Below are 12,353 nucleotides of genomic sequence, written 5' to 3'. Positions count from 1 at the left end.
GGTGTTCTAGAGTCCGGGTGTGTTGATCAAGAACGTGGTCCTTACTCCAGGCGGCGCCGCGGTGGACGTACATACGGTCGACGGCCGGATCGCCGACATCAGCGCAACCACGGCGTCGGGCAGCGCGATCGAGCGCGACGCGATCGAGGGCGACACTCTCGACGGGCGCGGCGCGGCTCTGCTGCCGTCCTTCGTCGACAATCACGTTCACCTGACGCAGTGGGCGACGTCGTTGACTCGCATCGACGTCTCCGGTGCCGATTCCGCCGCGGATCTCGCGGACATACTGGCCCGCTCGAACGAGCGGCACGGTTCGGGGATTCTCCGAGCGCAAGGATTTCGCGACGCCCTGTGGCCGGACGCCCCGCACAAGGACATCCTGCAGAACGCGTTGCCCGGCCGCCGTGCGGCGATCACGAGCATGGATCTGCACACTCTGTGGCTCAGCCCTGCGCTTCTGGACGACCTCGGGATCGATCATCCGACGGGGGTGCTTCGAGATCACGACTGCATGGAGGGCCTCGGCGCTCTCGATCGGCTGGCGGACCCCGTGGACAGTGACCGCGGTGCCCTCGCCGCGACTCAGGAACTTGCACGACGAGGAATCACCGCTGTCACGGACTTCGAGTACGCGGACAACCGAGCCGTGTGGACCCGACGGTCGGCTTTGGGGCGCGCGGATGTCGACGTCGATTTCACGATCTGGCCCGAATGGCTCGATCACGAGTTGGAGAGCGGCGCATCCACGGGCGTCACCGTCGCCGACGGTGTCGCGCTCGGTCCGCTGAAGGTCATGTTCGACGGTTCGCTGAACACGAGGACCGCGTGCTGCCACGACCCGTATCCCGGCGGCACGTCGAGCGGGGTGCTTCTCGAGACGCCCGAGGACCTCGTGGCCGTCATGAGGCGGGCCAGGGCGGGCGGCATCACACCGGCCATCCACGCCATCGGTGATCGTGCCAACTCGCTCGCGCTCGATGCATTCGAGACGGTGGGCGGAGGAGGCCGCATCGAGCACGCTCAGCAGATCCGCCCCGGCGACATCGCGCGATTTGCTGCCGCGGGCGTTGCGGCGTCCGTCCAACCTCAACATGCAATGAGCGACCGGGATGTAGCCGACGAGCTGTGGGCGGGCCGCAGTTCCATCGCGTACCCCTACCACTCTCTGTACCGAGCTGGAGCACGGCTGTTGTTCGGTTCCGATGCCCCTGTCAGTCCTCCCAGCCCGCTCGACGCCGTCGCCGACGCCGTCTGGCGAACCGACGACGAGCGTCCGCCGTGGCAGCCGTCGGAAGCACTGCCTCTGGACGCAGCACTCGCCGCTGCGACCGGTGGGCGACACTCCGTCGAACTCGGATCGAAGGCGAACCTGGTGCTGCTCGCCGAGCATCCTGCACGGCTCGGCAACCGCGATCTACGAGCCGTCCCGATTCTCGCCACCGTGCTCGGCGGCCGCCTGACATTCGACGGTTCCTTCGCATGAACGACACGGGGTCCTGGCGCCGATACGAGGCGTCGACGCTACCCACGCCGTTGGCCGCAGCTCTGTCGGCCTTCGTCGACCAGGGGTACCACGGCACGTCCGTACGTGAAATCGCCGGACGAGCAGGGCTGTCCGTCCCTGGCCTCTACCATCACTACCCGTCCAAGCAGGCGCTGCTCGTCGGACTGATGACAGCAGCGATGGACGAGCTGCTGGAGAGGTCGCGATCGGCAGAGACCGAGGCCGGGCCGTCGCCGCGGAAACGATTCGACGCCGTCGTCGAGTCGTTGCTGCTGTTTCATATGCATCGCCGTGAGCAGGCATTTCTCGGGTCGACGGAAATTCGAAGCCTCGACGACGTGAACCGGATCGACTACGTCGGCAGGCGCGACGAGCAGCAACGCATGCTCGACTCCATCGTCGCCGACGGTATCGCGACCGGGGACTTCGACCTCGATCACGCCGAGGACGCGTCGCGTGCAGTCACGACGATGTGCGTCGGCGTCGCCGGCTGGTATCGGCCGGACGGGCCCCTCTCGCCGGCTGATCTGGTCGAGACCTACCTCGCCATCGCGCGGCGAATCGTTGGGGGGGGCGCGAGTGGAGCCTGCGGAATGAGCAGATAGGGCGCGAGTGGAGCCTGCGGAATGAGCGGAACGAGATGTGTCGGAACCTAGCGGTAGCGTTGTGCGCATGGCATCTCTTGCGGATCTCGAGGTCAGGAATTTTCTGCTGACGGGGACACGAACCGGAAAGCTCGGATTCGTGGCGTCGGACGGTCGGCCGTTGGTGGCGCCGGTGTGGTTCGTGCTCGAGGACGACGCCGTCGTGTTCAACACGGGCGCGGACACGGCCAAAGGTAAGGCGATCGCCAGGGATCCGCGGCTGGTGTTGTCGGTCGATCTGGAGGAGCCGCCGTACGGTTTCGTGCAGATTCAGGGTGTGGCGGAGACATCGGAAGACCCCGATGACTTGCTTCGGACGGCGACGGCCATCGGTGGTCGGTACATGGGCGCGGACCGAGCCGAGGAATTCGGTCGACGCAACGGCGTGCCCGGAGAACTGGTCGTGAGGATCAAGCCGACGAAAGTGATTGCGTCCATGAACGCGACTGCGTGAGTGGACCGAGAGTGGAGGGGATTCGTCGGTGTGCCGGGCTCGGTCCGCTCTCCTTGATGCCCTGTAGATTGGACAAGTGATGTGCACAGGCGCGAACGTCGCCGGCAGACGTCGATCCGGTCCTTGTCGTTTCGGGTCTCACGGAGCGCTGTCCGAATCGATATCTCACCTGATGGGACCGAGGCCGATGGCCGTGTAACGATTGATCCCATGTGCGCAGATGTACCCATGAGTAACATCAGCGACTGCTGGGGCGTCGATTAGTTCTCGTTGCAGATACCAATTAGATTTGTGAGTTCGGTGTTCGGAAGTGTCGGAACTGTCGACGCGGACCGAAGGCGTGTGATTGTGGGAAAGAGAGGATTCGATTGGACCCGCTAGGTTGGGACGAATCAGTCGGAGGAGCACAGGCGCATCAGGAAGTGCCGGACTCGTCTTTCCCGCTTTCTCCCGCACAGCTGGGCATGTGGTTCGCCCAGCACGTGGATCCGTCGGTGCCCGCCAACATCGCTCAGTACGTCGAGCTGCGCGGGGATCTCGATCTGGACGCACTGCGCACAGCGCAGTCCCGCGCCGCGTTGGAGCTGCAGTCCGGTTTCGTCCGCATCGTGGAGGTCGATTCCGAGCCACGCCAGTTCGTCGACTCCACCCTCGAAGATCCACTCGGTTACATCGATCTGCGGGGTGAACCGGACCCGGTCAGTGCAGCTCAGGATTGGATGCGCGCGGATTACAGCGCGCCCATCGACATTCTTCGGGATCGACTGATCGCGGCCACCGTTCTGCATCTCGAGGACGACAGGTACTTCTGGTTCAATCGAGTCCACCACGTCGTGCTCGACGGCTTCGGCGCCGTCACGTTCATGAACCGCGCCGCGGAGTTGTACACGGCATCCGTGGAGGGCCACGAGCCACCGCCGAGCAAGGCCTCCGATCTCAGCAAGGTGTACGAGGCCGAGGTCGCGTACCGTGAGTCGAGCCGGTTCGAGAACGACAAGAATTACTGGGCCGATCGCGTCGCGGGTATCGAGGCCCCCACGAGTCTCGGTGGCCGTACTGCCGCCCCCGCGCCCGTCAGTCAGATCGACAGTCGATCGCTGTCCGCGGGGACGACGGCGGACCTCGCTGCACTGGTCGACTCGGCTGACACCACGACTGCGACGGTGGTCATCGCTGCGTTCGCGAGCTACCTGGCTCAGATGACCGGCACTCAGGATGTCGTCCTCAGTTTGCCGGTGACCGCTCGTACGACGGCAGTGCTGCGTAGGTCCGGTGGCATGGTGTCCAACGTGGTGCCGTTGCGTCTGACGGTGACGGCGGACATGTCCGTCGAGGATCTGTTGGCGAAGGTCACCACCGAGGTGTCCGGCGCACTCAGACATCAGCGTTATCGCCACGAGGACATCCGTCGCGACGCAGGCAGTACCACCGGGCAGGCGTCGTTCTTCGGACCTTGGGTCAACATCATGCTGTTCTTCAGCGAGGTGCGGCTCGGCTCCATGGTCGGAACCCTGAACGTTCTGTCGACGGGTCTCATCGAGGATTTCGGGCTGAACCTGTACCAGAGCATGGGTGGACAGCAGACTCACATCGACTTCGAGTCGAACCCCAACGTCTACTCGGCAACGGAATCCGAGCGCAACCACACGCGTTTCGTGGAGTTCCTCGACCGATTCGTTGCGGCGGCACCCACCGACCGTGTGTGGGATCTCGATTTGCTCACCACGACGGAGCAGGAACTCGTCGTCGGTAGGTTCAACGAGACCGACCACGAGGTTTCCCAGCGAACGTTGCTGTCCGATTTCCACGCCCGCGTGGATATCGATCCGTCGGCAACGGCCTTGGTCTACGAGGGAACGACTCTCAGCTACGGCGAATTGGCCTCCCGGGTCAGTGGTCTCGCGCGACTTCTGGTGAGCAAGGGGGTCGGGCCGGAAACACTTGTCGGTCTGTCCATCCGACGATCACTGGACCTGATCGTCGGAATGTACGCCATCGTCGAAGCCGGTGGCGGATGGGTTCCCATCGATCCCGACCATCCCGCCGAGCGCACCAGGTACATCCTGGAGTCCGCCGATCCGCTGTGCGTCCTCACCGTCGCCCGCGACGACGTCGATCTGCCCGACGGTGTCGAGGCCGTGGAGATCGACCTCCTCGATTTCGAATCGATGAACCGTACGCGCATCGAGGACGGGGAGCGCATCGCTCCGTTGCGCCTGGACAACACGGCATACGTCATCTACACGTCGGGTTCGACGGGACGCCCCAAGGGTGTCGCGGTGTCGCATGCGGCTATCGACAACCAGCTGCAATGGATGCGTGAGGAGTATCGCCTCGACGCCTCCGACGTCTACCTGCAGAAAACTGCGACGACGTTCGACGTGTCGTTGTGGGGGTTCTTCCTGCCGTTGCAGGTGGGTGCCACCATGGTGCTGGCGACCCCCGATGGGCATCGAGATTCGATCTACGTCGCAGACAGGATCGCCGAACACGGCGTGACGGTCACGGACTTCGTGCCGTCCATGCTGACTGTGTTCGTCGCCAATGCCCCTGTGGGAACGTGTGATTCGCTCCGTCACGTGTTCGTCATCGGTGAAGCGCTCCCTGCCGAGACCGCGGCGGCGTTCCGCGAACTCTGTGGGGCAGGTCTGCACAATCTGTACGGCCCGACCGAGGCTGCAGTGTCGGTGACCTACTACGAGAGCGGGATCCAGGACGTCAGAACTGTCCCCATCGGCGTCCCGGAATGGAACACTCGTGCGTTCGTGCTCGACGGCAGGCTCAGGCCGTCGCCGATCGGGGAAGCGGGCGAGCTCTACCTCGCAGGTGTCCAGCTGGCACGCGGCTATGTCGGTCGACCCGATCTGAGCTCGGATCGTTTCGTCGCGAACCCCTTCGGTGCGGGCGGGGACCGCATGTATCGCACAGGCGACCTCGTGAAGTGGCGCGCTGACGGCAATCTGGACTACATCGGCCGAACTGATTTCCAGGTCAAGTTCCGTGGTCAGAGAATCGAGCTCGGCGAAATCGAGACTGTGCTACTGGCCGACGAGACTATCTCGCAGGCAGTCGTTCTCGTGGTGGAGACGGCGACGGGTGAGCAGATCGTCGCGTATGTCGTTCCGGGGAGCGGCGAGTCGATAGACGTCGCGGCGGTGGTGGAGCGAGCGGGCCGATCGCTGCCGTCGTACATGGTGCCTGCGTCCATCATGGCGTTGGACGCATTCCCACTGAACACCAGCGGCAAGCTCGACCGAAAAGCATTGCCGGAGCCTGTTTTCAGTAGCGACCGCGAGTATCGCGCGCCACAGACTCACGCGGAGCAGGTCGTCGCGACCGTATTCGAGGACGTGCTCGGCGCCACCCGTGTCGGGCTCGACGAGGACTTCTTCGAACTCGGCGGAAACTCCTTGGTCGCAACGCAACTCGTGACGCGCGTCGGATCGGCGCTCGGAGTACGCCTCGGTGTACGTGAACTGTTCGAGGCCCCCTCCGTCGGTGCCCTGGCAGCGCGCGCAACGAGCGCTCTGGCGCAGGGCTCCGTCGGACCCGAGCTCGTGGCAGGGCCCAGGCCGGATGTCGTGCCTCTGTCACTCGCTCAGCAGCGAATGTGGTTCCTGAACAGGTTCGACCCGGATACCGCTGCGTACAACCTTCCCTTCATGGTTCGACTTCGTGGAAACGTCGACCGATCGGCCGTGGAGCGCGCCTTCGCGGACGTCGTCGAGCGCCACGAGACATTGCGGACGGTCTACCCCCAGATCGACGACGCCCCACAGCAGGTCGTTCTGCGTGCACAGGACGTGTTCGACGGACTGAACGTGACGGATGTCGACGAGGCCCAACTCGTCGACAGTCTCGTCGAACTCGCGCGGGGTGGGTTCGACGTCTCCGTTCGGGCGCCGTTCCGAATCGAGCTGTTCAAGCTGTCCGACACCGACTACGTGTTGGCGATGGTGCTGCACCACATCGCAGCCGACGGGTCGTCGTTCGGACCTCTCGCGCGTGACATCATGGTCGCCTACGAAGCTCGCATCGACGGGCGGTCGCCGAGCTGGACTCCACTCGAGGTCCAGTATGCGGATTACGCACTGTGGCAGCGCCGAGTACTGGGCGCCGAATCGGACGAGAATTCGCTCTCGGCACGGCAAATCGCGTTCTGGTTGCGCACGCTCGACGAACTCCCCGATCAACTCGACCTCCCGTCGGACCGACCGCGCCCGGCGGTTGCGACCAACGGGGGCGCCAAGAGTCGCTTCGTGATCGAACCCGATGTGCATCGTGGATTGAGCACCGTGGCTCGATCGCACCAGGCGTCGCTGTTCATGGTGGTTCAAGCTGCGTACGCAGTTCTGCTGTCGCGCTTGAGCGGAACGACCGACATCTCCATCGGTGCGCCGATCGCCGGTCGAGCGGACGAGAAACTCGACGACATCATCGGCATGTTCGTCAACACTCTCGTGCTCCGCGCGCGGGTGGATCCACACTCGTCATTCGACGTGCTGCTGGATCAGGTCAGGAATACCAACCTGTCCGCGTTCGCGCACGCCGACATCCCGTTCGAACGGCTCGTCGAGGTACTGAATCCTGCGCGGTCCACGGCACGGCACCCACTGTTCCAGGTCGCTCTGTCGCTCGAGTCCGCCCGCCAGCGTGAGCTCAGCTTCGCGGGCCTCGAGGTGGCCGCGGAGGAACTCGACGTTCCCATCGCGAAGTTCGACCTGCAGTTGTGGTTGACCGAGCATCAGGACGAGAACGGACGACCTGGCCGGATCGAAGCGGTCTTCGAGTACGCCACCGATCTGTTCGACGAGGCCACGATCCAGAGCTTCTCGAAACGGTTCGTGCGGATCCTGGACGCGATCGTGACCGATCCCTCGGTTCCGGTCGGCGCGATCGACATTCTGGCGGCCGACGAAGCAACGACGCTGACATCGGTGCACGGCGGTGCGAACGAATCGCAGCGATTGCTGCACGAGTTCTTGGACGCCGGTGTCGCAGCCAACCCCGACGGCGCGGCTGTACGCGCATCCGGAGCGGAACTGACGTACAGCGAACTCGACGTGCTCACCAACCGCTACGCGCGGTACTTGATCGAACGTGGAATCGGCCCGGAGACCGTGGTGGCTCTCGCGTTTCCGCGATCGCTCGAGATGGTCCTGTCCATCTGGGCAGTCGCGAAAACCGGCGCAGCATGGGTGCCGGTGGACCCCGAGTACCCCGTGGATCGGGTGCGTCACATGCTCTCGGACTCCGGGGCGGTTGTCGGCATCACCACCTCGGCGCGAGTCGACGCCCTACCCGCGACGTGCGAATGGTGGCCGATCGACTCCGAGGAATTCGAGAAGTCGGTCGAACGTCGTTCCGGCGCAGCGTTGGTCGATACCGACAGGCTGTCCTCGGTGACCCTCGACAGCGTCGCCTACGTCATCTACACCTCCGGTTCGACCGGCCTGCCCAAGGGCGTGAGCGTCACCCACCGTGGCCTGTCCGGACTGATCGATTCTTCACGCGAGCTGTACCGAGTCACGCCCGAATCACGCTTCCTGCACGTGATCTCACCGTCGTTCGACCCGTCTGTCCTGGAATGGGCGCTGGCTGCTTCCGCCGGCGCGACACTGGTTGTGGTCCCGCCGTCGATCATCGGCGGACCTGAGCTTCACACGCTTTTCGCGGACGAATCCGTGACGCACGCCGTCATCACACCTGCCGTGCTCGGTTCGATGGATTCCGCCGGTCTCGACGATCTCGAGTTGCTTTCCGTCGGCGGCGAGGCGTCGGCGGCAGATCTGGTCGGCCGGTGGGCCCGAGGGCGTCGCTACTTCAACGCATACGGTCCCACCGAAACGACAATAGTTTCGACGCGCGGCGAGCTCTTCGCCGGTGAGCGGATCACCGTCGGTGGCCCCGTGCCCGGAGTTGGGGCACTGATCCTCGACACCCGGCTGAACCCCGTTCCGGTGGGTGTCGCAGGTGAGCTCTACCTGTCGGGCGAAGCCGTAGCGCGGGGGTACTACCGTCGTCCCGGATTGTCCTCGGAACGATTCGTCGCCGATCCCTTCGGCGTGCCGGGCACGCGTATGTACCGGACGGGCGACGTCGTCCGGTGGACCAACGAGTTCGACATCGAATACGTCGGACGGTCCGATTTCCAGGTGAAGGTCAGAGGGTTCCGCATCGAACTCGGCGAGATCGACGCGGCACTCGAAAGCTTCCCCGCGGTGACCTTCGCTGCCACTCTCGGCCGGGAAACGGCGTCGGGACAGACGGCGCTGGTCTCGTACGTGCACGGTTCGGCCGGTATCGACAGCGACGAGTTGGCCCGGTACGTATCGCGGCTGCTCCCGAACTACATGGTGCCGTCGGCGATCGTCGTGCTCGACGAGGTCCCGCTGACACCGATCGGCAAGCTCGACCGTCGGGCACTTCCCGAGCCGGAGTTGGGAATCAGCTTTCGCAAGTTCCGTGCTCCCACGACACCGATCGAAGAGACCGTGGCGACGGTGTTCAGCGACGTTCTGGGAGCGCCCGTAGTCGGTCTGGACGACGACTTCTTCGAACTCGGTGGAAACTCGCTGGTCGCGACTCAGGTCGTCGCCAGACTCGGTGCCGCGCTCGACGCGCAGGTGCCGGTGCGGGCGATCTTCGAGTCACCGACCGTGGCGCAGTTGGCCATCAGGGTCGAGCAGGAGGCCGGACGTGGAGCTCGTATCGAGCTCTCCAGAGGTGTTCGGCCGGAACGTATTCCGCTCTCCCTGGCGCAGCAGCGGATGTGGTTCCTCAACCGTTTCGACACCGAGTCGGCCACGTACAACCTGCCCATCGCGCTTCGTCTGTCCGGAGCGCTCGACGTGCCTGCACTTCAGGTCGCGATCATGGACGTGATCGACCGCCACGAATCGCTGCGGACGGTGTTCCCCAACTCGGCCGACGGTCCCCACCAGGTGGTGCAGGACGCAGCACAGATCGTTCCGAATCTGATGCCGGTGTCGACCACCGCGACGGACCTGCAGGGATCCATCGCCCACCTGGCTGCGACCGGATTCGACGTCACTGCGGACGTTCCCGTGCGCGCGCAATTGTTCGAGATCACGCCGACCGAGCACGTTCTGACGATCGTCGTTCACCACATCTCGGCAGATGGTTGGTCACTGGGCCCCCTCGCGCGCGACGTGATGATCGCGTACGCCGCGCGGACGGAGTGGGACGCTCCTGCCTGGGTTCCGCTTCCGGTCCAGTACGCCGATTACACCCTGTGGCAGCGCGCGGTTCTCGGTTCCGAGGACGACGCGTCCTCGTTGATCTCTCAGCAGGTTGCGTACTGGAAGTCGACGCTCGACGCGCTTCCTGATCAACTCGATCTCCCGACGGACCGTCCGCGCCCGGCGCGTCAGTCCTTCGGCGGGGGGACAGTGGAGTTCGAGATCGAGCCTCGGATCCACGCCGGGCTGCTCGAGCTCGGACGAGAGCGCAATGCATCGCTGTTCATGGTGGTCCACGCAGCGTTGGCTGTGCTTCTGGCACGCCTGTCGGGAACCGAGGACATCGTCGTCGGAACCCCGGTGGCGGGGCGCGGCGAGCAGGCACTCGACGACGTCGTGGGCATGTTCGTGAACACGCTGGTGTTGCGCACCGATGTCGACGGACACGAGAGCTTCAACGACCTGCTGGCGCACGCCCGCGAGGCCGCGCTCGGCGCATTCGCGCACTCGGACATTCCGTTCGAGCGCCTCGTCGAGGTGTTGAACCCGTCCAGGTCGACGGCACGGCATCCGCTGTTCCAGGTGATGCTCTCGTTCGAGAACCTCGGGCCCACGCATCTCGATCTACCTGCGCTGAGTATCGACAGCCTCGATCTGGATGTCGCAGTCGCGAAGTTCGATTTGCAACTGACGCTCACCGAGCGACTGACGTCGGGCGGCGACGCGGACGGTCTTGCGGCCGAATTCACCTACGCGACCGATCTGTTCGACGAAGCCACTGTCCAGGCGTTCGCGGACCGCTTTCTGCACGTGCTCGGCGCGGTCATCTCCGACAGCTCCGTTTCGGTCGGCGACATCGAATTGTACGACGCCGTCGAGCGTGGGTTGATCCTGAAGTCCTGGAACAACACCGAGCACGGAATCAACGCCGACGCAACAATTCTCGACGCATTCGACGCCCAGGTCGACGCGCGCCCCGACGCGATTGCCGTCGTGTTCGACGGACAGGGTGTCACGTACGCGGAACTCGACGCACGTATCAACCGTCTTGCTCGCGAACTCGTTGCCCGTGGTGCGCGACCGGACAGGTTGGTCGCCGTGGCGATGCGGCGGTCGTTGTCGATGATCGTCGCGCTGTACGCAGTTCTCCGGTCGGGAGCAGGCTACGTCCCGGTCGACCCGGACCAGCCGGCCGAGCGTAATGGGTACATCCTCGATGTCGCGTTGCCGATCGCTGCGCTGACGACGTCCCACGACGACCTCGACCTTCGAGCCGACGTACCGATCGTCGAGGTCGACTCGCTCGACACGAGCAGTCACTCGGCGGCGAAGGTCACCGATGCGGATCGCCTCGCGCCGCTCCGCGCGGACAACGTCGCCTACGTGATCTTCACGTCCGGATCGACGGGCAAGCCGAAGGGTGTCGCCGTTTCACACTCCGCCGTGGTGAACCAGATCTCGTGGCTGGTCGCCGAATACGGCCTGAGCACCGACGACGTCGTCCTGCAGAAAACTCCGTTCACGTTCGACGTGTCGGTGTGGGAACTGTTCGCGTCGCTCGCTGCCGGTGGTCGCCTCGTCGTTGCCGAGCCGGATGGTCATCGCGACCCGGCATATCTGGTGTCCGTCATAGAGTCGGAGGGCGTCACCGCGACGTCGTTCGTGCCGTCCGTCCTGTCCGCATTCGTCTCGGCTGTCGGTCCCGACGGATGTTCGTCGCTGCGGACGGTGTTGGTCGCAGGTGAAGCTCTGCCGACATCGGTGGTTCGGTCCGCTGCGTCGGCGCTTCCGTCTGCACGGATCCACAACCTCTACGGTCCGACCGAGTTCGCGGTTCACGCAACCGCGCGTGCAGTGGCCGGACTTCCGGGCGTGTCCATCCCCGGTGCCTCGGCGCCGATGGGATCGCCGGTCTGGAACGCACGGGTGCTCGTGCTCGATTCTCGGTTGCGTCCGGTTCCGATCGGTGTCGCGGGAGAGCTGTATCTGACGGGCGCACAGGTCGCACGCGGTTACTTCGGCCGTCCCGACCTGTCGGCAGATCGCTTCGTTGCCTCGACGTTCGGCGACGGCACTCGGATGTATCGCACCGGTGACCTCGTTCGGTGGTCTGCTGCCGGGGAACTCGACTACCTCGGACGCACGGACTTCCAGGTCAAGCTGCGCGGCCTGCGTATCGAGCTCGGCGAGATCGAGTCCGCGCTGCTCGGACACGAGCTCGTGGCGCAGACCGTCGTTCTGGTTCGTTCCGATCAGCTCGTCGCGTACGTCGTTGCCGTCCCGGGTGCAACGGTGGACACCGGGGCGTTGCAATCCGCCGTTTCCACGGTGCTGCCGACCTACATGGTGCCGTCCACCTTCGTCGTGCTCGATGCTCTTCCACTGAACGCATCCGGCAAGCTCGATCGCCGGGCTCTGCCGGATCCGGTGTTCGAAGCGCGAGTGTTCCGTGCGCCGCGCACACCGGTCGAGGAAATCGTGGCGGGTGTGTTCGCCGAGGTCCTGGGTGCGCCGCGAGTAGGTCTCGACGACGACTTCTTCGAGCTGGG

At 64.7% G+C, this 12,353-nt stretch carries 4 protein-coding genes (1 of these 4 cut by a window edge); all 4 read left to right on the top strand.

Going from position 1 to position 12,353, the window contains the following annotated elements; genetic code table 11:
- Positions 1-19: 19 nt before the first annotated feature.
- Positions 20-1,483, top strand: a complete 1,464-nt coding sequence (locus CH293_RS01785; RefSeq protein ID WP_094719169.1) for an amidohydrolase — start codon at positions 20-22, stop codon at positions 1,481-1,483.
- Positions 1,480-2,109: a TetR/AcrR family transcriptional regulator gene (locus tag CH293_RS01780; protein WP_141217127.1), complete on the top strand. Its 630-nt coding sequence runs from the start codon at positions 1,480-1,482 to the stop codon at positions 2,107-2,109. Before CH293_RS01785 ends, CH293_RS01780 begins: the two co-directional genes overlap by 4 nt.
- Before the next feature lie 67 nt (positions 2,110-2,176).
- The gene (locus CH293_RS01775; RefSeq protein ID WP_037113836.1) at positions 2,177-2,602 is read left to right on the top strand and encodes a PPOX class F420-dependent oxidoreductase; all 426 of its coding nucleotides are present in this window, start codon (positions 2,177-2,179) and stop codon (positions 2,600-2,602) included.
- Positions 2,603-3,024: 422 nt separating this feature from the next.
- A protein-coding gene (locus CH293_RS01770; RefSeq protein ID WP_094719168.1) for a non-ribosomal peptide synthetase crosses the window boundary here: on the top strand, positions 3,025-12,353 show its beginning. The gene runs 20,770 nt beyond the window's last position; 9,329 of the gene's 30,099 nt are visible here — the first part of the coding sequence; its start codon is at positions 3,025-3,027; the stop codon falls past the right edge of the window.

This window comes from Rhodococcus sp. 14-2470-1b, assembly GCF_002259415.1.
Lineage (GTDB): Bacteria > Actinomycetota > Actinomycetes > Mycobacteriales > Mycobacteriaceae > Rhodococcoides.
The sequence above is the reverse complement of the archived record's forward strand: the minus strand, read 5'-3'. Positions and strand labels throughout refer to the sequence as shown.

Excerpts from the sequence above, each read along its gene's own strand:
- CH293_RS01780 (WP_141217127.1), top strand. The coding sequence starts at position 1,480 with ATGAACGACACGGGGTCCTGGCGCCGATACGAGGCGTCGACGCTACCC.
- CH293_RS01775 (WP_037113836.1), top strand. The coding sequence starts at position 2,177 with ATGGCATCTCTTGCGGATCTCGAGGTCAGGAATTTTCTGCTGACGGGG.